This is a genomic window from Microbacterium sp. NPDC055988 (genome assembly GCF_042269505.1).
GTDB lineage: Bacteria > Actinomycetota > Actinomycetes > Actinomycetales > Microbacteriaceae > Microbacterium.
Map to the genome: position 1 here is coordinate 1,052,821 of NZ_JBHJXY010000001.1, position 23,272 is coordinate 1,076,092.

Sequence of the window (23,272 nt, forward strand, 5' to 3'; positions counted from 1 at the left end):
AGGGAACTGCGAATCTCCGACGGAACCGCCGGGCCCGACGGAGTGCCGGCCCGACGGAACCGCCGGATCGGGAGCGCCCGGAGCGGATCAGGGGATGTCGTCGACCTCGCCGTGCGGGATGATCGCGGCACGGTACCGCTCGACGAGGTCGCGCCAGCCGAAGCCCTCGGTGTACTCGTGCTCATAGACGGCCTCTGTGAAGTGCCACAGCAGATACGGATGCGCGCCGAGACCGTACAGCGCACCGTAGTCGCGGTTCACGAACGCCTCGCGCTCCTCGGGCGTCAGCATCCGGTCATCGGTGACCGCGTCGGGCCCCGCTCCCCCGGCGAGCCAGCCGTCGACGAATCCCTCGGTGTCGGCGACGTAGGCGTTCACGTTCGCGGTGCTCATCTCGACGGCGCGGATGAACTTGTTCATCATGTACCGGCTCACGATGCGGCCCTCCACAGGAAGAACGGGCTGGAGGCGAAGCGCGAGGTCGTGGCCTCGGCGAGTTCGGCCGGACGCCCCTGCATCGCGGCGAGCGCGGCCACGATGTTCACGTACTGATAGGTCACGTTGCCGGCCGCCATGATGCGGTCGTAGCGGCATCCTGCGATCGCACCGTCGAGGTCGCCGTCGCGCATCCACCCGACCGCTTCGGCGTCGAACTCCGGGTCGGGCGAGCCGTTGAACGTGCGCGGCCCGCCGACGTCGGTGGCCATGTGCCCCGAGGTGAGCACCCCCACCCTGGCGTCGCTGTCCCACGCCTCGACCGCGCTGCGCAGGTGCTGCCCGAGAGCGGCGAACCGCGCGGCTGTCGGCAGCGGCGGCAGGATCGAGTTCGCGTGGATCGGCACGATCGGCAGGTCGAGCTCGGGCCGCACGTATTGCAGCGGCAGCACGAAGCTGTGATCGAGTCGCCACTCGTGCGAGACCGAGAAGTCGATCGTCTCGGGCAGCACCTCGCGGCCGGTGATCTGCGTCGCCAACTCCGGATTACCGGTCAGCTCGGCGTACTCCATGCCGAAGGTGCGCACCTCGTTCTCATAGGTGCCGTGGTACGACGCCGCCTTGCCGACGATGAACGCGGGTGAGTTGTCGGAGAAGAACTGCCGCACGTGGTCGGTGCCGAGCACGATGAGCGTGTCGACTCCGGCATCCGTGATCGCCTCGCGGATGCGGCGGAAGTTCGCCTCGACTTGGACGAGATCGTCGGGCATCGGCTCGCGCATCGCCCGCCACAGCAGCGGATTGTGCGGGGTCGCCGCGGCCATCACCAGTTCAGCCACGATCGGCTCCTTCCTTCGCGCTCACAGCCGGAACAGCTTGCGTGCGTTGTCGAGCAGGATCTTCCGGCGCGACTCCTCCTTGAGTCCGAGCTCGTCGAACTCGGCCATCCAGCGGTCCGCGGTCATCACGGGCCAGTCCGAGCCGAACAGCACCCGGTCGGAGATCAGCGAGTCGGCGTAGCGGACCACCTCGGGCGGCAGGTACTTCGGCGCCCAGCCGGACAGGTCGAGGTACACGTTCGACTTGTGCCAGACCATCGCGAGGTTCTCGAGGTGCCATGGCCACGCCGGATGCGCGCTGATGATGTTGAGCTCGGGGAACTCGGCAGCCACGTCGTCGATGTACGGCACGGGGCGCGCGTTCTCGAGCCGATACCCGCCGCCGCCGGGGGTGCCCGCACCGGCCCCGGGGAATCCGGAGTGGAACATGACCACGAGTCCGAGTTCGGCGCAGGTCTCCCAGATCGGGAAGAAGCGCCGGTCGTTGGCGAGGAACTTCTGCCGCGAGGGGTTGAGCTCGCCGACGCCCTTGATGCCGTATTCGTCGTGCATCCGACGGATCTCGGCGACCGCCGCCTCGCCCTTCCACGGGTCGATACCGGCGAAGGCGAGGAACACGTCGGGGTGGTCCTGCTGCGCCTTGCCGAGGAGGTCGTTCGGTGCGCCCTTGATGCCGCTCGTGGTCTCCGAGTCGGAGTTCACGATCACGGCCATCATCTTGCGGTCGCGGTACTGGTCGGCCTGCTCGGCGAACGACACGACCGGCCGCTCCCGCCCGAAGTGCGCCGACATCTGCGAGTGCCGCTGCCCCATCGCCGCGATGAACTCCTCGGTCTGCGGGTGGGTATGGACGTCGATCGCGACGAGGTCGTCGATACCGGGCATCAGGCTGCCCCTTCCTTCGCTCGTGCGGGTTCGGGATCGGATCCGGACCGCAATCCGGTCAACGCTTCGGTGTCGGCGCCGAGCCCTGGCGCGTACCGCAACTCCGGCCGACCGGAACGCTGGAATCGGATGCTGGGCACCGGCACGCGCAGAGCGCCGTCCGGCCCGTCGATCTCCTCCACCAGCCCCATGCTCGCGATCTGCGGATCGTCGAACAGGTCGCCCATCGTGTTCAGCGGACCGTGCGGGATGTCGTGCGCGGCGAGCCGGTCGAGCCAGTACTGGCGGGGGCGGGTGGCCGCGATCTCCTTGAGCACCACGTCGAGCTCGTCGTAGTTGCGCACGCGCCCCTCACGCGTCGAGAAGCGGGGGTCGTCGGCGAGGTCGGGCCGCTCGAGCACGTCGAGCAGGCCGGTCCAGAACTTCTCCGGCACCGACATGTGGATCACGAATGCCTTGTCGTCCGACCCACGGCAGGCGTAGGCCTGGGCGCGGCGCGGACGCGAGTCGGGCGATGAGACCTGACCCGTCTCGAGGAACGCGGACGCCGACTCGGTGAGGAAGTCGAGCAGCGCCCCCACCATCGTCACCTCGACGTGCTCCCCCACTCCGCTCACATCTCGGGCATGGAGCGCGGCGAGCACGGCCTGCACGGCCGACATCCCGGACAGCAGATCGGAGAAGGCCGGCCCGAGCGGACGGATCGTGGAGGCCGGGACAACTTGGCTGTACATGCCCCCGGTGGCGGAGATGACGGTGTCGTACGCGGGGCGCTTCGCGGCGGGACCGGTCGGCCCGAAGCCGGTGATCGAGCACGTGATCACCCGCGGGTTGCGGGCATGCAGCGCCTCGGGGCCGAAGCCGAGACGCTCGGCCACACCGGGGCGGAAGTTGTCGAGCACGATGTCGGCGTCGTCGACCAGGCCGAACAGCGCAGCGAGCCCTTCGGCGCTCTTGAGGTCGAGCACCACCCCGCGCTTGCCCCGGTTGTAGGCGGCGAACTGCGGACTCATCGTCGCGCGGCCCTCCCAGCGGCGCATCGGGTCGCCCTCGGGTGACTCGACCTTGACGACGTCGGCCCCGAGGTCGGCGAGCAGCTTGGCGGCGAACGGGCCGGAGATGTACTGGCCCAGCTCAACCACGCGGATCCCGGCCAGCGCTCCCGCGCCGGGTGATGCAGAACTCGTCACTTCAGGTCTCCTCTTCGATACCGAGGGCGGTCAGCGCACATCGACGACGACCTTCCCGTCGCCCTTGCGGGGGAAATCGCGATACGCAGTGGCGATGTCGTCCAGCGCGTAGCGGGTGCCGACGAGCGAGGGCAGCGCCCCCGACCCGGCGAGCGCGAGCGCCTCGGCCACGTCGGCGTAGCGCGCGCTGGCGACACCCGACAGCTGCTTGCGGCGCAGGTAGAAATCGCGGGCGTCGATGCGCAGGTCGCTGTCGACGGATGCCGCGCAGAACACGGCCCTCCCGCCCCACCGCAGCGCCGAGATTCCGGCGCTCAGGGTCGGGGCGTGGCCGGACACGTCCAGCACGACGTCGAAGCCCGCTCCCCCATCCAGCGCAGAAGCGAGCTCCGCGGCATCCGCCGCCTGGATGATCTGCTCGTCGGCGAGCGGGGCGATCTCCCGGCGTGACGCGGCGACCACGTCGGCGCCGCGGGCGAGGGCGATGGCCACCGCCGCACGTCCGAGCGTGCCGCCGGCGCCGGTGATCAGCACGCGGTCGTCTGCGGCGAGCGCGACGGTGCGGGCGGCGTTGATGACGATCGAGGCACTGTGCACCACGGCGGTCGCCTGCGCGGCGTCGAGGCCGTGACGGTCGATCGCGTTGCGGGCGGGGACGGTGACGAACTCGGCCGCTCCGCCGTCGCGGTGCACGCCGACGACGGCCTGTGCCGGGCAGTTCGCCTCGTCGGCGGCCAGGCAGTGCGCGCAGGTGCCACACGCGATGTTCGGCTTGACGACGACGGTCTGTCCGATGCGCCTCGGGTCGACACCCGCCCCGACGGCGACGATCTCGCCCGCCGGGTCGATGCCGAGGATGCGGGGCAGCTGCGCCTGCGCTCCCGGTCCGATGCCGGCGATGACGTTGAGGTCGAGCTGGTTCAGGCCGACGGTGTCGACGCGCACGAGCACTTCGCCCTCCCCGGGCGTCGGCTCGGCCGCCTCCTGGACGGTCAGCCCGTCCAGGTCATGACGGCTCAGCACGGCGGCACGCATCTTCACCTCTTCATCGCGGGAATCTGTTTGGGATACTGTATCCAATTTGCATCACGGCCGTCTAGACCCTCTTCGAGCACGATATCCCGCAAACCGTGGACACGTGATCCCAAATTGGATACCGTATCCCAAAATCCGCGTGAGGCGCCCCACTCCACGGAGGAGTCGCACGCACTTGCCCGAATGGAGAGTCATGCGCACGACACGAAACAGACTCGGCATCGCCGTGGTCGGAGGAGCCGCAGCACTGACGCTGCTGGCCGCCTGCGCCGCGCCGACGCCGACACCGGCAGAACCCGTCGACCTCGGCGATGGCGAACCCGGAGCCGCCGAAGACACCGACATCACGGTGGCCATCCCCTTCCCCGACATCACGATGTACTCGATGTTCACCCTCGCAAGCGACCTCGGCTACTACGAGGAGGAGGGCCTCACCGTCGAGGTCATCACCGCCGACAACGTCACGGCGGCGGTCGCCAGCGGCAGCGCCGACATCGGCGTCGAATCCACCGGCACCGTGATCGACGCCATCCGCGGCGGTGTCGAGATCGACCTGGTCTCCGGTCACTACTGCCGGCAGAACTTCGATTTTGCGGTGCAGTCCGACGTGAAGAGCGTCGACGATCTCGACGGCACCTCGATCGTGCTCGCCGGAACCCCGGGCGATCCTGCCGAGTTCCAGCGGGCGCAGGTGCTGAAGGAGGAGGGCTGGGACGTCTCGTCGATCGACGCCGAGGTCGTCTACCCCGGACCCGGATCGGAGTCGTGGACCGAGTTCTTCGTCAACGACAAGATCAGCCTGCAGCCGTTCTATGCCGACGACCGCGCCGCCCTCGAGGAGCACGGCGCGAACGTCGTCGTGGAGTCGCTTCGGAACTGGGCGAACGACGTGCAGATCGCCGGCACGAAGTGGGCGCAGGAGAACCCGAACAGCCTGGTCCGGTTCCTGCGGGCCACACTCAAGGGCACCGACTTCATGACGGCGCCCGCGCCCGGCGAGTTCCCCGAGAACGCGGAGGAGGCGCTGGACATCTACGAGGCCAACGACTTCGACGTCGCGGAGCTGCGGGAGTCGGACAGCGTCTGGATCCTCGACGGTCACCTCGCCTGCCCGAACCTGTACTTCGACGGCGAGGCGTGGGACACCACCATCGAGACCCAGAAGCTGGAGCCGCTCGAGTTCGACGACAGCCAGCTCGCGTACCTGTTCAAGGCGCAGGAGCTCCTGGGCCTCGACAACGAGGGCCCGGCGACACTGCCCTACCCGTGAGTCGCTGACTCACACGAGAGGCCCCACCGTTGCGCATGGCGGTGGGGCCTCTTCATGTGTCTGCACCCGCCCGCACCCGCACCACCCACCCGCCCGTACCCCCCACCTGAGGAGTCAGAACACGCCGCGTGCGCGGGTGCGCGTACGGCGTGTCTTGACCCCTCAGGTGGGGGGACGCGAAGACCCCACCGTTGCGCATGGCAGTGGGGCGTCTTTCTGGGGATAGACCAACCGATCTTTTTGATCGTTTGTTACCATTGGTCCATGACTGATGTGCTGCCCGTCTCCGATGCCAAGAGCCAGCTCGGCGCGCTCGTCGATCGCGCCCACCTCATGCACGAGCCGGTGTTCCTCTCCCGCCGCGGACGCCGCGTCGTCGCCATCGTCGATGCAGATGAATTCGATCGCCTGCGAGAGCTCGCCGAGGACGCGGAGGACGCAGCCGCCGCCGTCGCGGCACGCCGCGAGGCTGAAGAAACCGAAGCGATCCCCGTACCGTGGGAGGAAGTGAAGGCGGAACTGGGGCTCGTGTGAGCTACCGGATCGACGTCGCTGCGCCGGCACAGCGGCAGTTGCGGAAGCTCGATCCACAGGCCCGGCGTCGCGTGCAGGCGGCGATCGAACTCCTGGCCGAAGAGCCGCGACCGCCTGCGGCGAAGATGCTCGTCAACAGCGATGGCGCGTGGCGCGTCCGCGTGGGCGACTACCGGGTGATCTACGACATCGAAGACGATCGTCTGCTCGTGCTCGTGCTCGCCGCCGGGCATCGCCGCGAGATCTATCGCTGAGCGAACAGCTCCATGACTCCAGCGGGATACAGCGGCAGCGCCTCGGCATCGTCATCGGAGCTACGCCAGACGACGGGAACCACCGCCCCGTTGCTCTCCGTGAGAGTCGCGCCTTCCGCTGCGGGTTCGGGGTCGAGGCGTCCGGTGTGGACGAAGACGATCTCGTGTCCGACCGCGCCGTCCAGGTGGAAGATGCTCTCCCCCACACGCCCCCACGCGCGAGGAGTCAGAACACGTCGCATGCGCGGGTGCGCGTACGGCGTGTCTTGACCCCTCAGGTGGGGGTGAAAGACCCGACCCCCGTCGCGCATGAGACGGGGGTCGGGAGTCGAGAGTCGGCGCGGGGTCAGCCGACGATCTTGCGCTCGTCGTACCAGGGGGCGAGCCGGCGTCGGAGGATCGAGATGAGCAGCAGCGTGAGGTTCGCGATGATGACCATGACCACGACCATCGCGATGGCCTCGTCCATGCGGAACTGGTACGCCGCGAACTCGAGCAGGTGGCCGAGGCCGCCGGTGCCGCCGAGGAACTCTCCGAGCACCTCTCCCGTGAAGCCCAGAGCCGCGCCGCGCTGGATGCCGGAGAGGCTGTACGGCAGCGTGGCGGGGAAGATCACCTTCCAGCCGAGGCCGATCCCCTTCGCGCCGTAGACCCTGGCCGCGTTGACGAGCGAGGGGTTCACGGTGACCGCGCCCTCCATCGTGTTCAGCAGGATCGGGAACACCGCGAGCAGGATCACGAGCGCGATCTTCGACTCGCTGCCGAGCCCGAGCCCGAGGATGAACAGCGGCGCGAGTGCGACCTTGGGCGTCGAATACAGCACCCACAGGAACGGTGCCACCATGAAGCGCAGCACCGGCGACCAGCCGACCGCGAGGCCGACGACCACACCCACGACGATCGCGATCGCGAGGCCGATCAGCAGGTTGGTCACGCTGAACGCGAAGGCCGACCAGAACTCCGGATCGACCATGAGCTGCCCGAAAGCCACAGCCACCGCGGTCGGTGCGGGCAGGAAGGCCTCGGGGATCCAGTGGAACCAGTTGACGGCCGCCTCCCACAGGAGCAGCACGGCGGCGATCACCCCGATCAGGAGCAGCGTCCACTTGCCCTCACCCGAGCGCACCACGCGCCGCGGCCGCACGATGCGCACGGTTCCGGTTGCCGAGACGACACTCATCGCTTGCCCTTCCTCGTCCAGGGCGCGACCCCGCGCTCGATGGCCGTGACCACCTGGGTCATGCCCACGCTCCACAGCACGACCACCGCGATCGCGGCGAACGCCTGGTCGGTCTGATAGGTGTTCGAGGCGCGGATGATGAGCGCACCCATGCCGCTCGATGAGCCCGCGAGCTCGGCCACGACCATGCCGATCGTGGCGAGCACGACCGCCTGCCGCAGGCCCGCGAACAGGAACGGCACCGTGGAAGGCAGGTACACCGAGCGATAGAGCCGCATCCGTCCGGCACCGTAGACGCGGGCGGCACGGATGATCGAGGGGTTCGTGGTGCGCATGCCCGCGGCGACGTTGAGCAGGATCGGGAAGATCGCACTGATCGTCACGAGGAAGATCACCGGGCCGATCCCGAAGCCGAACCAGGCCTTCGCGAGCGGCTGATAGGCGATCGACGGTGTCGCGTAGATGGTCCACGCGATCGGGCCGATCACCCGGTCGACCGGAAGCGAGGCACCCATGAGAAGCCCGACCGGGATGCCGACGACCACGGCGAGCGCGAAGCCGGTCAGCCACGCCTGCACGGAGATGCCGGCGTTGGCGGCGAGTGTGCCGTTCGCGACGATCTCGCCGAAGCCCTGCGCGATGGCGAGGGGAGGCGGGAGGAAGACCGGGCTGATCCATCCGAAGACCCCGACGACCACCTGCCAGAGCACGAGGAGGATGACCACCTCGATCGCGATGACGGCGGCCTTGCCGCGCGCGCTCAACCCCGCGAGCCAGGCGGCGACTCCACCCCGGCCGAGGTTCGGCCCGGTGGCGAGCAGCGCGGTCATTTCGACACCGCTGCCGCCGTCGCCTCGCCCTCCAGCGCCTCCCAGAGGTGGTCGCGGAGTTCGAGGAAGCGCGGATCGTGCTGCACCGACCGCTCCGACCGAGGACGCGGGATGCCGGTGGTGATGATCTCCTTGATCGCGCCGGGGTGGCTCTTGAAGACGACGATGCGGTCGCCCAGGAGGATGGCCTCCTCGATCGAGTGCGTGATGAAGAGGACGGTCTTGCCCGTCGCCTCGATGAGCTTCTCGATCTCGTCGCGCATCACCTCGCGGGTGAGGGCGTCGACGGCGCCGAGCGGCTCGTCCATCAGCAGGATGCGCGGCTCGGCGACGAACGCGCGAGCGAGGCCGACGCGCTGCTGCATGCCGCCGGAGAGCTCGCGGGGATACGACGACTCGAATCCCTTGAGCCCCACCATGTCGATGGCCTCCTGCACCTTCGCACGCCAGTCGGCGGTGCGCAGGCCCTTCTGCATCTCGAGCCCGAACTTCACGTTGTCGAACACGGTGCGCCAGGGCAGCAACGCATAGTCCTGGAAGACCACGGCCCGGTCGGGTCCAGGGCCGTCGACCTGCTTCCCATCGACGAGGACCGAGCCGGTGCTCGGCGCGACGAGGCCGGCGATGACGTTCATGAACGTCGTCTTTCCGCACCCCGACGGGCCGAGCACCGTGATGAACTCACCTTCGAACACGTCGAGGTCGACGTTCTCGATGGCTATCAGCTTCTTCCCCGTCCGCGCGACGTCGTAGCTCACCGAGAGCCCGGTGACCGAGATCAGCGGATCCGCCGAGTCCCGTGCGGTGTCGTTCACGTCAGTCATCGTCGACCTCTCGTCTCATCGCCGCGCGTCGGTGCGCGGCTTATCGCAGCTTAGGAAGCACCTCGGTGCCGAGGAGTTCGATCTGCTCGAAGAACCGATCGAACTTGAATCGGAAGTCGAACACCAGGTGCTCGGTGCCGACCTCCTCGAACCGCTTGATCTGCTCGACCGCCTCGTCGGGGCTGCCGACGATGAGCTGACCCTCGAGGTCTTCGACGGTCTCGAAGCTGCCGGACGGCGGCTTCACCGCGAACTTGGCCTTGTTCGCCCAGGCGAGAAGGCCCGGGATGTTCACGTGCTTCAGCGCCTCTTCGCGGGTGTCCTCGATCGAGGTGGGCGGGATGACGGCGATGGTCGGCATCGGGCGGCCGTTCTCGTCGGTCATCTCGCGCATCGTCTTGATGCGCTTCTCCATGGTGAGCAGCCCCGTGCGTCCCGGCATCCATCCATCGGCGAACTCCGCCGCGAGACGGGCCGAGCGCGGAGTCGCGCCGCAGTACCAGAACGGGATGCGTCCGCCGACGGGCTTGGGCTCGATCGTGACGTTCTCGAACTTGAAGATGCCGTCGTCGTAGGTGACGTCGTTCTCGGTGAACACCCGGCGCAGGATCTCGGCGTTCGAGCGCACCATCTCCACCCGGTCGAGGTCGCCCCAGCCGATCGCGTCGAACTCGTGGTCGAACGTGCCGGCGCCGAAGCCGAGGATCAGGCGCGGGCCGAGCAGCTGCGTCATGGTGCCGGCCATCAGGGCTGTGACCAGCGGGTGACGGAACGGGATGAGCGATCCGGTGCCGAGCTCGATCTTGTCGGTGACGGCGCCGATGGCGGTGAGGGTCGTCAGCGCGTCGTAGAACGTGCGGTTCGGCTTCTCCATCTCGCCGTGCGGCTCGAACACCAGGTGATCGCGCACCCAGACGGAGTCGAATCCGAAGCTCTCGGCGAGCTTCGACCCCTCCAAGAGCTTCTCCTTGCTCGCCTCCTCGCCGAAGTGCGGCAGCAGCAGTCCGAATTTCATGTCAGTTCCCTTCCGCGGCGAATGCCGCCCTGTCTTCCGCCGATGCGGCGAGCTTTCCGAATGTGCGATCGCCGACGACCTCGTCGCCGACGTAGACGTCGACACCGCGCACGAGGGTGCGCTGGATGCGGGCGCTGATCGTGCGCCCGTCGTAGGGGGTCCAGCCGATCTTCGACAGCACGCCGTCGTTCGTGATGGTCCACTCCTCGGCGAGGTCGGCGATGACGATGTCGGCATCCGCCCCGATCGTGAGCGAGCCCTTGACGCCTTCGAGGCCGAACTTGGCGGCGGGGATGTGGGCCACCATGTCGATCGCGCGCTGCAGGTCGAGCTCGCCCTTGTTCACCGCGTCGAGCATGAGCTCGTAGTAGTACTGGATGCCGGGGGTGCCGGTGTGCGAGCTCCACATCTGCGTCCAGCCGACCTCCTTCTCCTCGCGGGTGTGCGGGGCGTGGTCGCTGGCGGCGATGTCGATCGTCCCGTCGCGCATGCCCTCCCAGACGGCCGCGCGGTTGTCGTCGGGCACCCAGTAGCTGAGCGCGTACGGCCCGAGGGTCTCGACGTCGTTCCAGGTCGACAGGAACGGCGCCCAGTGGTTCACCTCGCAGGTCACGTCGATGCCGTTCTGCTTGGCGCGGCGCACGGCCTCGATCGAGCGTCGGGTCTGGATGTGCGCGATGTGCACGGGGCAGCCCGAAGCCTCGGCGAGGCGCAGCACGACGTCGATCGCGGTGTCCCAGATCACCCCCTCGCGGGCGGCGTAGGCAGACGCGTAGCCCTCCGGGGTGTTCTCGCCGCGGGCGAGGTAGGCGCCCTCGATGTAGTCCATGAGCGCCTGGTCGTGCGGGTGCACGATGAAGCGCTTGCCGGTCTGGGCGATGTGATCCATGATCTCGAGCAGGTGCCCGTGGTTGTGGATGCCGGTGCCGGAGGGGTGCGGGTAGTCGCGGCCGGTGTCGACGACCATGTAGATCTTGTAGGCCCGGATGCCCATCTCGCTCATGCCGGCGATCTCGTCGAACTTGGTCGGGGCGGGGTTGTGGTTCCAGTCGACGATCGACGATTCCTCGTATCGGTGGAACACGTCGGTCAAGGTCGCGACGTCGGTAGTCGGCGGCTTGAGGTTCGGCATCCCGAACATCGTGGTGACACCTCCGGCCGCGGCCTGCAGGCTCGTCGTGTAGATGTCGTCCTTGTGCTCGTAGCCGGGTTCGCGGGTGTGCACGTGCACGTCGACCATGCCGGGGAGCACGAGCTTGCCGGTGGCGTCGACCGTGCGCTCGGCCGTGATCTCGGTGCCGGCGGCCACGATGCCGGCGACCTTGCCGTCGGCGACGAGCAGGTCGGCTTGGACCGGGCCTGCGGGGGTGACGACGGTGCCGCCGGTGATCTTCAGATCAACGCTCATGGCGCGACCTCCTGCTTCTGAACGGATTCGGTGGTGACGGACTCGCCGATCGCGGGCGACGGCGAAGAGCGGTGGATGAGATGTGCCGGGCGCACGTACTGTTCGAACCAGCCGACGATCACCGGGGTGGTCTGCTCCCAGTACGCGTCGTACGCGGCGTAGTGGGTGGTGTGCCGCTGCATGATGAGCTGCTTCGGCCCGCGCGCGGCCTCGTACAGCGCCTCGGCGTGATCGGTCGGGGTGGTCGCATCGCCCTCGACGCCGATCACGAGCAGCGGAGTGGTCAGGCGGGCGGCGGCTTCGATCGGCCGGTAGGCGATGATGCCCTCGGCGCACGCCAGCGGCACGGCGGTGGGGATGCGGTCGTCGACATCGGCCTTGATCTTGGTGGCACGGCGTTCAGCAGTGGGGATCATGATCTCCTCGCGGGGGTGCACGATCCGCCCCTCCCCCGTGGTGACGCGCAGACGGCGGTCTTCGGCGAGGGAGTTCTGGAAGTCGAGCCATTCGTACTCGCTGCGCATGCGGTGCAGCCAGTCCTCGCCGTCGGCGACGGGCACCTGGCTGACCGCGGCCTTGATGCGCGGGTCGGCATCGGCGAGGAGCACGGCATTGCCGCCTCCGGTGCCGCCGGTGCCGAAGACGCCGATCGCGTCGGCGATCACGTCGTCGCGGGTGGTGAGGTAGGTCACGGCGTTCACCAGGTCCTGCAGCTGCCAGGCCGGCGAGAGGTAGCCGCGGTCACCCTCGGAGTCGCCGAAGCCGCGGTAGTCGATCACGAGCACGGCGAAGCCGGCCTCGACGAGGGCCTCGTGGTAGCGGACGTAGAGCTTGGCGTCCTTGAGCCCGAGCCAGCCGGGCCCCTGCACGATCGCACGATACGGCCCCTCGTGGTCGGGGGTGCGCCACACGGCGGAGATGCGCTGACCCTCGCTGAAGTACGAGACGGGTGTGGTCTGCATGGGTTCCTCTCGGCTGAACGCGGCGTCGCGATCGGCGAACTGTGCCGCTGCGGTGGGGCGTTTCTCATCTTGACCTATTTTGGATCCAGAATCCAGTATTGATTTGGATCCAGAATCCGCGTTAGCATGACCGCATCACGTCGACCCGATTGGCCGACGCCGGTGGTCCCGACCTGGACTGCGAACGTGCACGCTCTTGCGCCCTTTCCCGTCCTCGTCTCCCGGAGAACCATGCCCGCCACCGCCCGCGCTCTCAGCGCCGCTCCCGCCCTCGCCCTCCTCCTCGCCGCCGGATTGAGCGGATGCGCCACCACTCCCGCCGCTCCCGCCGCTGCCGCAGATCCGAAACCCGTCGTGCTCGACAACTGCGGCACCGAGGTGTCCATCGATGCCGCACCGCAGCGCATCCTCACCCTCAAGTCATCGACGCTCGAACTCGCCCTGGCGCTCGGCGCGGGCGAGCGGATCATCGGCTCCGCCTTCTCCGACGGCCCGCTGCCCGACGATCTCGCGGCGGGTGCCGAGGACATCGACGTCGTCTCCGACAAGGTGCCGTCGAAGGAGGCCGTGCTCGAACTCGAACCGGACCTGGTGTTCGCCGGCTGGGAGTCGAACTTCTCGGTCGACGGCGCCGGCGAGCGTGCCGACCTGGAGGCGCTGGGCATCACCACGTACGTCGCGCCCGCCGCGTGCAAGGCCGCGGGGTACATGCCCGATCCCCTCACTTTCGACACGGTCTTCGACGGCTTCACCGAGGCCGGAGAGCTGCTCGGCGAGGAGGAGGCCGCGGCCGCGCTGGTCGAGGAACAGCGCGCGGCCCTCGACGCGATCACCCCCGACGACCGCGGCCTCACCGCCGTCTGGTACTCGTCGGGCACGGATCAGCCCTTCGTCGGCGCCGGCATCGGGGCACCGCAGATGATCATGTCGACCGCCGGGCTCGACAACGTGTTCGCCGACGTGCATGACACCTGGACGTCGAGTTCGTGGGAGCTGATCGCCGAAGCCGACCCCGACGTGATCGTGCTGGTGGATGCCGCGTGGAACACGGCGGAATCCAAGATCGCGCTGCTCACGTCGAACCCGGTCACGTCGCAGCTCGACGCCGTGAAGAACGAACGGTTCGTGATCGTCGACTTCCCCGCGACCGAGGCCGGCATCCGCAACGTCGACGCCGTGGAGTCGATCGTGACCCAGCTCGGAGAGCAGTGAGCGTCACCGTCCCGTTGCGGGCGGCGATCCCGGTCGCGGCGGCATCGACCACCCACCCGCGACGGCGGCGCACGGTCTCGGCGATCGCGGTGCTGCTGCTCGTGCTGACCGGCAGCGTCGTCGCGGCGGTCGCGATCGGACCGGCTGACATCACGCCCGCCGAACTCGTGGCGAGTGTGTGGTCGCATGTGTCGGGCGCCACCAGCGGGCTCACCCCGATCCGCGACGCGATCATCTGGGAGGGCCGGGTGCCCCGGGTGCTCACCGCCGCCGCCGTCGGTGGTGGTCTGGCCCTGTGCGGTGCCGTGATGCAGGCGCTCACCCGCAACCCGCTCGCCGATCCGTATCTGCTCGGGCTCTCATCGGGCGCATCCACGGGCGCGGTGATCGTGATCGTCCTGGGCGCCGCGGTGGCGCTGCCGTTCGCCGCGTTCGCCGGTGCCCTGCTCGCCCTCGTGTTGACGCTCGGTCTGGCCCGCGCGGCCGGTTCTGCGGGACCGACCGCCGTGGTGCTCGCCGGTCTCGCCGTGTCGGCCGTGCTCGCCGCGCTGACGAGCCTCGTGATCTTCTGGAGTGCGACGAACGACAGCTACCGCGAGATCCTCGCCTGGCTGCTCGGTTCGCTCGGCGGTGCGGACTGGGCGGATGCCGCTCTCGCCGGGGTCGCCGTGGTCGTGTGCGCGGTCCCGCTGCTCGCCTCGGCCCGCCCGCTCGACAGCCTCGTGCTCGGCGACACCGCGGCCGAGGCGCTCGGGATCCCGGTCACGCGCCTGCGGGTGCTGCTCTTCGTGTGCACGGCGCTGCTGACCGGAGCCCTCGTCGCCGTCAGCGGCTCGATCGGCTTCGTCGGCCTGATCCTGCCGCACGCCGTCCGCGCGGTCGTCGGCGCCCGGCATCGCGCACTGCTGCCGGTCTCGTTCCTCGCCGGGGCGGTGTTCCTCATCTGGGCCGACACCATCGCCCGCACCGTGTTCGAGCCCCGCGAGCTGCCGGTCGGCATCGTCACGGCCCTGATCGGCGGGCCCGTGTTCGCGCTGCTGATGCTGCGCATGCGGAAGAGCCGCGCATGACCGGTATGCGGGGAAGCGGCCTCGACGCCCGCTGCATCCGGTTCGGTCACGGCGACCGGCTGATCATCGACGGCATGCACATCGCGGCTCCCGGCGGCGCTGTGACCGCGCTGCTCGGCCCCAACGGCTCGGGCAAGAGCACACTGCTGCGTCTGATCGCGGGCACGCTGCGCGGCGAGGTCGAGAGCCTCGCGCTCGACGGTGTCTCCCTCTCTGCGATGCGGCGACGCGAACGTGCGCAGCGGGTGGCGCTGGTGGAGCAGGAGTGGTCGGCGGCCGAGGGCATGACCGGTCGCGACATCGTCGACCTCGGGCTGCTCCCGCACCGCGGGTGGCTGTCATTCGAGGGCGAGGCGGCGGATGCCGCCGCCTCGGACGCGGCCCTGACGCGCGCCGGTGCGCTCGAGTTCGCCGACCGTGACGCCGCGACCCTGTCCGGCGGCGAGCGCCAGCGCGTGAACCTCGCGCGGGCGTTGGCTCAGCGTCCGTCACTGCTGCTGTGCGACGAACCGACGAACCACCTCGACATCCGGGCGCAGCTCGACGCACTCGTGCTGCTGCGCTCCCTCGCCCACGAGGGGATGACCATATTCGCCGCGCTGCACGACCTCAATCACGCCGCGGCCTTCGCCGACCGGGTCGTGGTGGTCGCAGAGGGACACGTGCAGGCGGCTGGTCTGCCGCAGGATGTGCTGACACGCGAGCTCATCGCCCGCGTGTGGCGTGTCGACGCGGAGGTGCTCACGCGTCCGGGGAGTGATCGACCGCTGATCGTCTTCGACGCCGCGATGGCTCCGACGCCGGGTCGCTGAGCGGCTCAGGCAGGTCCGCGGAGCGGAACTAGGCGTGCGCCAGGCTCGGCGCGCGGACGAACGCGCTCAGCCGCAGCGAGAGCGCTTCGGCCTCGGCCTCGTGGTCGGCCTCGGCCTCGGAGAGCTCGGGAGGGAGAGCACCCGACCCTCCGCTGACACCGGCGAGCGCGCAAGACCGGGCCGGAGTCCGCAGCTGGTCGAAGGTCATCGGCAGGGTCTCGCATCGCGCGTGCCCGCAGAGCACGTGCGCGAGCTCATGGGTGACGGCGTGCAGCCGAAACCATCGCGGGTCGGAACCGCGCACGGGTATCCGCACGCGATCGCCCTCGGCGAGGGTGAACGGCGCGACCGTCGTCCACTCTGTTTCATCGAGGACCTCGATCTCGATGTCCATGCCGGTCAGCGCCGACACCCGGTCGGCGAGGCACTCCACGCTGGTGCCGCACTCGGCCTCCAGCTCTTCGAACAGCCGATCCACGCGGCGTCGATCCTTCACGATTCACTCCCCCTCCTGCCCGGCCCCCTTTCGGCCGAACATTCCCTCACGGGGAGAGACGGCGGGAGTGGTCCGGTCATTACGTCGAAAGGCCGAAAACCTTCGTCCAGTCTTCGCGCGGCGGTCTACGACCTTTGGCCTATCGGAGGCTCGCGCGGCGGACCCGGCCCTTGTGAACCGGTCAGGCGGGGAGTCCGACCTCGAGGGCATCCGCGGCCAGACGCGCCGAGGTGTCGAGGTCGCGCATCCACAGCGGACGCACCGGCGCACAGAGCCCTTCCCCTTCGAGCACCCCGGCGAGCGCCGCATCCTCCTCGCCGATGAGCCAGGCGTCGAGCAGACCGCCCGCCCCGACCTCCCGAGCACAACTTCGGAGATCGGGCTCGACACCCCCTTCCCGAGCACAACTTCGGAGATCGGGCTCGACACCCCGGAGGTCGGACGGATGCCGCGGCGTGTCGGCCGCGATCTCCGAAGTTGTGCCGTCGGCCGCGATCTCCGAAGTTGTGCCGCGGGCGTCGAACAGGCTCCGGGCGGCACGCGCACCGTAGTGTCGGCCGACCGCATCCGCCGTGGCGGGGATCCCGACGGCGGCAAGGCAGGCGTCGGCCATGCCGCGCACCGGAGCGCCCGCGATGATCGGCGACACCCCGACCACGGTTCCGGATGCCGCACGGACCGCGTCGGCGATGCCGGGCACGGTGAGGATCGGGCCGATCGAGACCATCGGATTCGACGGCGCGAAGAGAATGACGTCGGCCGCCCCGATCGCTTCGAGCACGCCGGGTGCCGGCGTGGATCGCTCGATGCCCGGCCAGTCGAAGCTCTGCGCCGGAAGCGATGCCCGGTGCCGGGTCCACCACTCCTGGAAGTGCATGCGGCCGCGCTCGGTCGTCACGTGCGTGTCGACCTCGGCATCCGTCATGGGCAGCAGCCGCACCCCGAGCGGCCAGCGCGACGCGAGCCGGGCGACGACCTCGGTGACCGAGGCGCCATCGCGCAGCCAGCCCGTGCGCGCGATGTGCGCGCCCAGGTCGAGGTCGCCGAGCGTGAACCACGGCCATCCCGCACCCCAGGCGTGCAGTTCGGCGGCCACGCGCTCCGACTCCCCCGTGCGCCCCCAGCCGCGCTCGGTGTCGTTCACTCCGGCGAGCGCATAGATCATCGAATCGACGTCGGGCTGCAGCCGCAGGCCGCTCAACCACAGGTCGTCACCGGTGTTGGCGATCACCGTGATCTCGGCGCGGGTGCCACCCGCGGCATCCGGCCACCGTCGACGCGCGGCTTCGCGCACCCCGACGACGAACTTCGACCCGCCCACGCCGCCCGCGAGCACGACGACCCGAGGGGTATCGGTCGCCGTCATGAGGCGAGGACCAGGGGCCGGTCGACGAGCGCGGAGGTGCGGGGGCCCAGACCGGCGCGACGCGCGTCACGGAGATGCTCGGCGCGGTCGAGGTCACGACGCAGTCCGCTCAGCACCGGAAGACCGACCTCGGTGAATCCGGCGGCGCGATGGGCGGCCGCCGAATCTCCGCCGAAGCAGGTGCGCAGGTCGAAACCCGCGCGCGCGGTGGCGAGCACCGTGCCGGTCCCCTCCGCATCCGGCACGAACGCCCGCGGATGCGACGAGGCGAACGCGAGCGCCCTGGCGAGCTCGTCCGGACGTAGCGCGGGAAGGTCGCCGAGCAGCACCGCTCGCGGCCGGTCACCCGGTGCCGCTCCTACTCCCTGCTCGATCGCCGCAGTGAGACCCTCGCTGCGGTCGCGCACCAGACGCACCCGGGGCAGCAGCCGCAGCGCGGTCGCCGTGACCTCATCTCTCGTCACCACGATTACCTGGGCGACCCGCTCGCACGCGGCTGCGGCTTCGACCGTGTCGAGCGCGATCGCGCGGGCGAGGGGTTCGCGATCCACGCCCGGGATCCGCAGCCGCGACTTGCCGATCTCGGCGCGCTTCACCGGGATCACCACGACCCATTCCCGCACCGGCGCACCCGGCAGCGGCACCCCGACCCCCGAACCCCGGATCATGTCGGACGCCTAGCCGCGGGCCGTATCGCGCAGCCGGGGCGCGATGTCGCGCTCGAATAGCTGCAGGAAGCGGCGCTGGTCGTGCCCGGGCGCGTGGAAGACGAGGTGGTTGAAGCCCCAGTCGATGTACTGTTGGATCTCGGCGGCCACGGCATCCGGGTCGTTCCCGACGATCCACCGCTTCGCAATGGTCTCCAGCGGCAGCGCATCGGCGGCCTTCTCCATCTCGACCGGATCGGTGATGTCGTGCTTCTGCTCCTTCGAGAGCGACAGCGGCGACCAGAAGCGGGTGTTCTCCAGCGCCGCCTCCCGGGTCTCCTCGTACGACAGCTTGATCTCGATCATCCGGTCGTACGTGTCGAACGAGCGCTCCGACTGCTCCAGCCCCTCCTTCACGGCGGGGAGCAGCTGGTCGACGTAGAGTTCCTGCCCCTTGCCCGAGGTGCAGATGAAGCCGTCGCCCGCGCGGCCGGCGTAGCGCGCCACCATCGGTCCACCCGCGGCGATGTAGATCGGGATGCCACCCTCGGGGCGGTCGTAGATCGAGGCGTCGTGCGTCGAGTAGTACTCGCCGTCGAAGTTCACGCGGTCGCCCGACCACAGCGCCCGCATCAGCCGCACCGATTCGCGCAGCCGCGCATAGCGCTCCTTGAACTCGGGCCACTCCTGCTCGCCCGCGCCACGGAAGCCGGTCGCGATCTCGTTCAGCGCCTCACCGGATCCGACTCCGAGGATGATGCGGTCCTGGTACAGGCAGCCCAGGCTCGCGAACGCCTGCGCGAGCACGGCCGGGTTGTAGCGGAAGGTCGGGGTCAGCACCGAGGTGCCGATGCGGATGCTCGACGTGCGCTCGCCGACCGCCGCCATCCAGGTGAGCGAGAACGGGGCATGTCCGCCGGTGTGGCGCCAGGGCTGGAAGTGGTCGCTGGCGAACACCGACTGCATGCCGTGCGCCTCGGCCGCGACCGAGATCTCGACGAGCTCCCGCGGGTCGAACTGCTCCGCGCTGGCCTTGTATCCGAGGGTCAGTGTCATGTCGCATCCTTCTGTTCATGTTCCGGCTTGCCGGGTTCTTGCTGTTCGTGTTCTCTGAGGTCGGTCAGGGCGGCCGCGTAGCCGTCGCGGTAGCCCTGGTCGAGGGCTTCGGCCGTTCCCAGCCAGAAGAGGTCGCGCTCCGAGGAGCGCACGATGCTCGAGGCACCCGGGAGGTCGAGGGGCCCGACGAGGTCGGCGCGCCCGCGCACCACGGCCACGGGGTTGCCGCTGGCCTTGCCCTTGACGAGGTCTGCTGCCGCGGCGAGCTCATCCGCGACGCACGGGGTCGTGACGCTGAGCACCTTGCCCGCCTGGTCGGTCGTGCCGCGGAGATCGGCGATCATGCGCACGCCTCCACCGCCGATCGCCACGTCGGTCTGCCCTTCGCGCCAGGGGCGGCCGAGGGTGTCGCTGAGGATCACACCCACCTCGGCCCCCGTGGCCGCACGCAGGCCTGCGGCGAGCGCACGCGCCGACCGGTCGGGGTCTTCGGGCAGCAGCAGCACCCAGCCGTCGGGGGTGTTGCTGGCGTCGACCCCGGCGGCCGCGGCGACCATGCCGAGGCGGTTCTCGACGATGCGCATGGTGTGCCCGTCGAAGGTGCGGGAGGCGACGAGGCGCACGGTCTCGGCGGTGATCGCCTCCTCGCGGTCGGAGGCCTGCACGTAGCGACCCTCGGCTTTGGAGACGATCTTCGAGGTGACGACGAGGATGTCGCCGTGGGCGAGCTCCACGCCGGTCGCCAGGATCAGGGCCACGAGGTCGTCGCCCGGCTGCACCTCGCCCATGCCGGTGAGGGCGAAGACGCTGATGGCAGGGGCGTTCATGCGTGCACCTTCGGGAGCACATCGCGGCCGAAGACCTCGAGGAACTGCCGCTGGTCGGGGCCGACGTTGTGCAGATAGATGCGGGTGAAGCCGAGGTCGGCGTAGCGCTGGATCTGTGCGCGATGCGCGTCGGGGTCGGCGGAGATGAGCATCGACGCCCGCATGTCGTCGGCCGTCACTCCGCGCACGAGCTGCTCGAAGTCGTACGGCGAGCGCACGTCGCCGCGGCGCATCCGGAGTCCGGCGACCGGCCACTCGGTGAGTGCGTTCTCGAGCGCCTGCTCCTCGGTCGGCGCCCAGGAGAGGCGCAGCTGCAAGACCTTCGGAAGAGCCTCGGGATCATGGCCCGCCTCGCGCGCGCCTTCGGCGAACCGGGCGAGCAGCGGCGCGAGGCGCTCGACTTCGGCGGAGGTCGTGATCAGGCCGTCGGCGTTGCGGCCCGCACGGCGCGCGGTGGCGGGGCCGGCGGTGGCGACGTAGACGGGAGGGGCGGTGGGCGGCATCGTCCAGAGGCGGGTGGACTCCATGCGGAAGTGCTCGCCGCGGTGGCGGGTGTCACGACCCGCGAGCGACGCGGTGAAGAGCTTGCGGATCAGGTCGACCGCCTCGAACATTCGGTCGATGCGCTCGGCGGGCTCGGGCCAGTAGTCGCCGACGATGTGCTCGTTCAGCGCCTCGCCCGATCCGACGCCGAGCCAGGTGCGCCCGGGGTAGAGCGTCGCCAGGGTCGCCGCGGCCTGCGCGACGACGGCCGGGTGCGTGCGGAAGCCCGGCGTGGTGACTCCGGGGCCGAGGTCGCCGGTGGTGTGCGCACCGATCGCGCCGAGCATCGTCCAGACGTGGGCGGCGTTGCGGTGGCGAGGAAGCCAGGGCTGGAAGTGGTCGGTGGCCATGATCCCGCGGAACCCGTGCGCCTCGGCGAGGACGCAGTTTCCGATCACGGCGGTCGGCTCGACCTGCTCGAGCATCGCGGCGTACCCGATGTGCATGTCGCCTCCTCACCGTCCTCTTCCTGCTGTTCCTATTGAATGGATACTGGATCCAAAAGTCAAGAGACGCACTCTCCCCCTCCTCCCCCTCGCTCCCCCCTCCAGGTCCGCCGAGTGCACGGCACCCTGCCGAGTGCACGGGTTCTTCGCCTCGAGAAGCCGTGCACTCGACGAGAAGCCGTGCACTCGCCGCCTGGGGCGGAGGCGGGCGGAGGCGGAGGGAGGCGGAGGGAGGCGTTCGGAGGCGGGCGCGGGCGGGGACGGGACGGGAATCAGCGCTTCTGCCGCTGCACCGCCAGGGTCACCGTCGCGGAATCGGCGGGAGCGGGAGCGGCGGCGGCGAGGTCGGGGAGACCGGCGGCGACGGGCTTCCGCGCCCGGCCGATCGCCCGACGCGACAGCGCCCACTGCAGGCCGTAGCCGATCGCGAACACCATCAGCGTGAAGATCAGCGCCATCGCGGCCCCCTGATCCGGCGCGTACAGCTGCGCGGATCGCGGGTTGATCATCGCGTAGATGTACATCGACAGCGGACGCGACGACGGGGTGGCCAGGAACGCCGGGAGGGTGAACTCGTTGGTGCCGAGGATGAACATCTGGATCCACACGGCCATCACCGTCGGCATCAGCAGCGGCGCGATGATGCGGCGGAACCCCTCGAAACGGCTGGCTCCGCTGGTGAGAGCCGCCTCCTCCAGCTCGGGCCGGATCTGCAGCGTGGCGCTGTACGAGGAGCGGTAGGCGATCGACACCCGGTACGAGTACGCGATGACGAGCGCCAGCAACGTGCCCGCGATCGGGATGTACGGGTTGATCACCATGAAGGTGAGGAACATCGCGAAGCCGGCGATGGTCGCGGGGATCGCGACCGACGACGAGGCGAACAGGTCCATCGCCTTCACCCACCAGGTCTTCTTGCTGCGCGCGATGCCGTAGGCGAGCACGGTGGCGAAGACGACGGCGATCGTGGCGCTGCCGCCCGCGATGATGACCGTGCGTCCGAGCGACACCCAGAACTCCGGGTCGGTGAGCACCGTGCCGAACGCCCCGAAGTCGGTGTTGCCCAGCAGCGCGTCGATCGAGAACGCCACGGGATAGGGCGTGATCGCCGCCCACAGCAGGGCGAGCAGCGGAAGGATGCCGGTGAGCAGCACGAACACGGCGACCAGCACCATGACCGGGATCTTCCACGGCCCCATCCGCATGGTCGAGGGCCGGAAGCCCTTGCCCGACACCGACGCTCTGCGCTCGGCGTTGCGGGTCGCCCGCAGATAGACCGCGAACGCGATGGTCGTGATCACGAGGAACACCAGTCCCCACGCGGCGGCCAGCCCGTACTGCGGCAGCTCGCCCGCGTTGGAGCTGATGAGCGTCCAGAGTTTGAGGGCGAAGATGTCGCGTCCCGACTCCTGGCCGAACAACAGCGGCACCTCGAGACTGCCGAGGCCCAGGATGAAGGTGAGCACGGTCACCCCGAGCAGGCCCGGCCACAGCATCGGCAGGGTCACCCGACGCAGGGTCTGCGGCCAGGAAGCCCCCGACACCCGCGCCGACTCCTCGAGCGAGCCGTCCATGTTCGTCAGGATGGGCACGATCATCAGGTACGGGAACGTGACGTTCGTGAGCGCCTGGATGAAGATCATGGTCGGGAACGCGTAGGGATCGATCGGCACGTCGCTCGCGAAGGGCAGCAGCCGCAGCATCTGGTTGAGCACGCCCGACTCCGGCGACAACATCAGCAGGTAGGCCTGCGCCTTCACGATCGGCGGGATGATGTACGGCACGATCACCAGCACCGAGATGAGGCGACGCCACGGCGCATCCGTCCGCACGGTGACCCACGCGAGACCGAACGCCATCAGGAGTGTGAGCAGCGTGGATCCGCCGACGAAGGCGCCGGTGGCGCCGAGCACGCCCCAGAAGTCCTCGCGCAGCTGCCACAGGGTGACGAAGTTCTCGACACCCCACTGGGCCGATGAGACGCCGAAGGGCAGGAACGGACCACGGAACGCGGTGATCACCTGGACGATCAGCGGTACCGCGAGAAGGATGAAGATGACCGCGCCCGAGACGACCATGGCGATCGTCATCGAGGTGGGGCGCTTTCGCCCCGTGGTCCGTCCTGCCTTGAACATG

General features: G+C 69.4%; 25 protein-coding genes. 6 read left to right on the forward strand and 19 right to left on the reverse strand.

The genetic code is table 11. The features are described 5' to 3' along the window. Positions 1-87 precede the first annotated feature (87 nt). From ACFC14_RS05220 to ACFC14_RS05240, 5 genes are read right to left on the reverse strand one after another with little or no spacing between them, the layout of a single operon-like run. Positions 88-435: a hypothetical protein gene (locus ACFC14_RS05220; RefSeq protein WP_376101565.1), complete on the reverse strand. Its 348-nt coding sequence runs from the start codon at positions 433-435 to the stop codon at positions 88-90. Next, entirely contained in the window at positions 432-1,274 is an 843-nt protein-coding gene (locus tag ACFC14_RS05225; RefSeq protein ID WP_376101567.1) for a hypothetical protein, read from the reverse strand. Before ACFC14_RS05225 ends, ACFC14_RS05220 begins: the two co-directional genes overlap by 4 nt. Positions 1,275-1,295: 21 nt before the next feature. Further along, entirely contained in the window at positions 1,296-2,159 is an 864-nt protein-coding gene (locus ACFC14_RS05230; RefSeq protein ID WP_215069079.1) for an amidohydrolase family protein, read from the reverse strand. Next, entirely contained in the window at positions 2,159-3,349 is a 1,191-nt protein-coding gene (locus tag ACFC14_RS05235) for a CaiB/BaiF CoA transferase family protein (protein WP_376101569.1), read from the reverse strand. Before ACFC14_RS05235 ends, ACFC14_RS05230 begins: the two co-directional genes overlap by 1 nt. A gap of 30 nt (positions 3,350-3,379) precedes the next feature. Further along, positions 3,380-4,384, reverse strand: a complete 1,005-nt coding sequence (locus ACFC14_RS05240; protein WP_376101571.1) for an alcohol dehydrogenase catalytic domain-containing protein — start codon at positions 4,382-4,384, stop codon at positions 3,380-3,382. A gap of 193 nt (positions 4,385-4,577) precedes the next feature. On the opposite strand from ACFC14_RS05240, the gene ACFC14_RS05245 reads away from it, so the two are divergent. The 3 genes from ACFC14_RS05245 (at position 4,578) to ACFC14_RS05255 (ending at position 6,442) form a co-directional block, all read left to right on the forward strand. Then, positions 4,578-5,654 carry an ABC transporter substrate-binding protein gene (locus ACFC14_RS05245; protein WP_376101573.1) on the forward strand — a complete coding sequence of 359 codons (1,077 nt, stop codon included), beginning with the start codon at positions 4,578-4,580 and terminating at the stop codon, positions 5,652-5,654. 264 nt (positions 5,655-5,918) lie between these two features. Further along, entirely contained in the window at positions 5,919-6,188 is a 270-nt protein-coding gene (locus ACFC14_RS05250; protein ID WP_136042473.1) for a type II toxin-antitoxin system Phd/YefM family antitoxin, read from the forward strand. Next, a complete protein-coding gene (locus ACFC14_RS05255) occupies positions 6,185-6,442 on the forward strand; it encodes a type II toxin-antitoxin system RelE/ParE family toxin (RefSeq protein WP_376101575.1) in 258 nt (85 codons plus the stop codon). The genes ACFC14_RS05250 and ACFC14_RS05255 overlap by 4 nt, the downstream gene beginning before the upstream one ends. On the opposite strand, the gene ACFC14_RS05260 is transcribed toward ACFC14_RS05255, so the two are convergent. From ACFC14_RS05260 to ACFC14_RS05290, 7 genes are all read right to left on the reverse strand, one after another. Beyond that, positions 6,433-6,684, reverse strand: coding sequence for a hypothetical protein (locus ACFC14_RS05260; RefSeq protein WP_376101577.1), 252 nt, complete (start codon positions 6,682-6,684; stop codon positions 6,433-6,435). The genes ACFC14_RS05255 and ACFC14_RS05260 overlap by 10 nt on opposite strands. A gap of 104 nt (positions 6,685-6,788) precedes the next feature. Then, positions 6,789-7,622 (reverse strand): ABC transporter permease, encoded by an 834-nt coding sequence (locus ACFC14_RS05265; protein ID WP_376101579.1) that lies wholly within the window; start codon positions 7,620-7,622, stop codon positions 6,789-6,791. Beyond that, positions 7,619-8,452 carry an ABC transporter permease gene (locus ACFC14_RS05270; RefSeq protein WP_376101581.1) on the reverse strand — a complete coding sequence of 278 codons (834 nt, stop codon included), beginning with the start codon at positions 8,450-8,452 and terminating at the stop codon, positions 7,619-7,621. The genes ACFC14_RS05265 and ACFC14_RS05270 overlap by 4 nt, the downstream gene beginning before the upstream one ends. Beyond that, a complete protein-coding gene (locus tag ACFC14_RS05275) occupies positions 8,449-9,276 on the reverse strand; it encodes an ABC transporter ATP-binding protein (RefSeq protein ID WP_376101582.1) in 828 nt (275 codons plus the stop codon). The genes ACFC14_RS05270 and ACFC14_RS05275 overlap by 4 nt, the downstream gene beginning before the upstream one ends. A 40-nt stretch (positions 9,277-9,316) precedes the next feature. Next, on the reverse strand, positions 9,317-10,291 hold the full coding sequence (locus tag ACFC14_RS05280) for an LLM class flavin-dependent oxidoreductase (protein ID WP_105668873.1): 975 nt from the start codon (positions 10,289-10,291) through the stop codon (positions 9,317-9,319). Between the two features lies 1 nt (position 10,292). Beyond that, positions 10,293-11,699: a dihydroorotase family protein gene (locus tag ACFC14_RS05285; protein ID WP_376101584.1), complete on the reverse strand. Its 1,407-nt coding sequence runs from the start codon at positions 11,697-11,699 to the stop codon at positions 10,293-10,295. Then, on the reverse strand, positions 11,696-12,661 hold the full coding sequence (locus ACFC14_RS05290) for an alpha/beta hydrolase (RefSeq protein WP_376101586.1): 966 nt from the start codon (positions 12,659-12,661) through the stop codon (positions 11,696-11,698). The genes ACFC14_RS05285 and ACFC14_RS05290 overlap by 4 nt, the downstream gene beginning before the upstream one ends. 231 nt (positions 12,662-12,892) lie before the next feature. Here ACFC14_RS05290 and ACFC14_RS05295 point away from each other — a divergent pair, with 231 nt between their 5' ends. From ACFC14_RS05295 to ACFC14_RS05305, 3 genes are read left to right on the forward strand one after another with little or no spacing between them, the layout of a single operon-like run. Then, entirely contained in the window at positions 12,893-13,873 is a 981-nt protein-coding gene (locus ACFC14_RS05295; RefSeq protein ID WP_376101588.1) for a putative F420-0 ABC transporter substrate-binding protein, read from the forward strand. Continuing rightward, positions 13,870-14,943, forward strand: coding sequence for a putative F420-0 ABC transporter permease subunit (locus tag ACFC14_RS05300; RefSeq protein WP_376101590.1), 1,074 nt, complete (start codon positions 13,870-13,872; stop codon positions 14,941-14,943). Before ACFC14_RS05295 ends, ACFC14_RS05300 begins: the two co-directional genes overlap by 4 nt. Then, positions 14,940-15,755 carry an ABC transporter ATP-binding protein gene (locus tag ACFC14_RS05305; protein WP_376101591.1) on the forward strand — a complete coding sequence of 272 codons (816 nt, stop codon included), beginning with the start codon at positions 14,940-14,942 and terminating at the stop codon, positions 15,753-15,755. Before ACFC14_RS05300 ends, ACFC14_RS05305 begins: the two co-directional genes overlap by 4 nt. 28 nt (positions 15,756-15,783) lie before the next feature. Here ACFC14_RS05305 and ACFC14_RS05310 read toward each other — a convergent pair whose 3' ends face one another. From ACFC14_RS05310 to ACFC14_RS05340, 7 genes are all read right to left on the reverse strand, one after another. Continuing rightward, a complete protein-coding gene (locus ACFC14_RS05310; protein WP_376101593.1) occupies positions 15,784-16,251 on the reverse strand; it encodes a hypothetical protein in 468 nt (155 codons plus the stop codon). A gap of 181 nt (positions 16,252-16,432) precedes the next feature. Next, complete coding sequence (cofD, locus tag ACFC14_RS05315; protein ID WP_376101595.1) at positions 16,433-17,617, reverse strand: 2-phospho-L-lactate transferase; 1,185 nt, start codon at positions 17,615-17,617, stop codon at positions 16,433-16,435. Then, positions 17,614-18,285, reverse strand: coding sequence for a 2-phospho-L-lactate guanylyltransferase (cofC, locus tag ACFC14_RS05320; protein WP_376101596.1), 672 nt, complete (start codon positions 18,283-18,285; stop codon positions 17,614-17,616). The genes cofD and cofC overlap by 4 nt, the downstream gene beginning before the upstream one ends. Positions 18,286-18,294: 9 nt before the next feature. Next, on the reverse strand, positions 18,295-19,320 hold the full coding sequence (gene fgd, locus ACFC14_RS05325) for a glucose-6-phosphate dehydrogenase (coenzyme-F420) (RefSeq protein ID WP_376101598.1): 1,026 nt from the start codon (positions 19,318-19,320) through the stop codon (positions 18,295-18,297). Beyond that, positions 19,317-20,147 (reverse strand): coenzyme F420-0:L-glutamate ligase, encoded by an 831-nt coding sequence (gene cofE / locus ACFC14_RS05330; protein WP_376101600.1) that lies wholly within the window; start codon positions 20,145-20,147, stop codon positions 19,317-19,319. The genes fgd and cofE overlap by 4 nt, the downstream gene beginning before the upstream one ends. After that, complete coding sequence (locus ACFC14_RS05335) at positions 20,144-21,136, reverse strand: TIGR03557 family F420-dependent LLM class oxidoreductase (RefSeq protein ID WP_376101602.1); 993 nt, start codon at positions 21,134-21,136, stop codon at positions 20,144-20,146. The genes cofE and ACFC14_RS05335 overlap by 4 nt, the downstream gene beginning before the upstream one ends. Before the next feature lie 272 nt (positions 21,137-21,408). Continuing rightward, the gene (locus tag ACFC14_RS05340; protein ID WP_376101604.1) at positions 21,409-23,271 is read right to left on the reverse strand and encodes an ABC transporter permease; all 1,863 of its coding nucleotides are present in this window, start codon (positions 23,269-23,271) and stop codon (positions 21,409-21,411) included. Position 23,272 lies beyond the last annotated feature (1 nt).

Excerpts from the sequence above, each read along its gene's own strand:
- ACFC14_RS05230 (WP_215069079.1), bottom strand. The coding sequence starts at position 2,159 with ATGCCCGGTATCGACGACCTCGTCGCGATCGACGTCCATACCCACCCG.
- ACFC14_RS05240 (WP_376101571.1), bottom strand. The coding sequence starts at position 4,384 with ATGCGTGCCGCCGTGCTGAGCCGTCATGACCTGGACGGGCTGACCGTC.
- ACFC14_RS05245 (WP_376101573.1), top strand. The coding sequence starts at position 4,578 with ATGCGCACGACACGAAACAGACTCGGCATCGCCGTGGTCGGAGGAGCC.
- ACFC14_RS05250 (WP_136042473.1), top strand. The coding sequence starts at position 5,919 with ATGACTGATGTGCTGCCCGTCTCCGATGCCAAGAGCCAGCTCGGCGCG.
- ACFC14_RS05260 (WP_376101577.1), bottom strand. The coding sequence starts at position 6,684 with ATGCGACGTGTTCTGACTCCTCGCGCGTGGGGGCGTGTGGGGGAGAGC.
- ACFC14_RS05265 (WP_376101579.1), bottom strand. The coding sequence starts at position 7,622 with ATGAGTGTCGTCTCGGCAACCGGAACCGTGCGCATCGTGCGGCCGCGG.
- ACFC14_RS05270 (WP_376101581.1), bottom strand. The coding sequence starts at position 8,452 with ATGACCGCGCTGCTCGCCACCGGGCCGAACCTCGGCCGGGGTGGAGTC.
- ACFC14_RS05275 (WP_376101582.1), bottom strand. The coding sequence starts at position 9,276 with ATGACTGACGTGAACGACACCGCACGGGACTCGGCGGATCCGCTGATC.
- ACFC14_RS05280 (WP_105668873.1), bottom strand. The coding sequence starts at position 10,291 with ATGAAATTCGGACTGCTGCTGCCGCACTTCGGCGAGGAGGCGAGCAAG.
- ACFC14_RS05285 (WP_376101584.1), bottom strand. The coding sequence starts at position 11,699 with ATGAGCGTTGATCTGAAGATCACCGGCGGCACCGTCGTCACCCCCGCA.
- ACFC14_RS05290 (WP_376101586.1), bottom strand. The coding sequence starts at position 12,661 with ATGCAGACCACACCCGTCTCGTACTTCAGCGAGGGTCAGCGCATCTCC.
- ACFC14_RS05295 (WP_376101588.1), top strand. The coding sequence starts at position 12,893 with ATGCCCGCCACCGCCCGCGCTCTCAGCGCCGCTCCCGCCCTCGCCCTC.
- ACFC14_RS05305 (WP_376101591.1), top strand. The coding sequence starts at position 14,940 with ATGACCGGTATGCGGGGAAGCGGCCTCGACGCCCGCTGCATCCGGTTC.
- cofD (WP_376101595.1), bottom strand. The coding sequence starts at position 17,617 with ATGACGGCGACCGATACCCCTCGGGTCGTCGTGCTCGCGGGCGGCGTG.
- cofC (WP_376101596.1), bottom strand. The coding sequence starts at position 18,285 with ATGATCCGGGGTTCGGGGGTCGGGGTGCCGCTGCCGGGTGCGCCGGTG.
- fgd (WP_376101598.1), bottom strand. The coding sequence starts at position 19,320 with ATGACACTGACCCTCGGATACAAGGCCAGCGCGGAGCAGTTCGACCCG.
- cofE (WP_376101600.1), bottom strand. The coding sequence starts at position 20,147 with ATGAACGCCCCTGCCATCAGCGTCTTCGCCCTCACCGGCATGGGCGAG.
- ACFC14_RS05335 (WP_376101602.1), bottom strand. The coding sequence starts at position 21,136 with ATGCACATCGGGTACGCCGCGATGCTCGAGCAGGTCGAGCCGACCGCC.
- ACFC14_RS05340 (WP_376101604.1), bottom strand. The coding sequence starts at position 23,271 with ATGTTCAAGGCAGGACGGACCACGGGGCGAAAGCGCCCCACCTCGATG.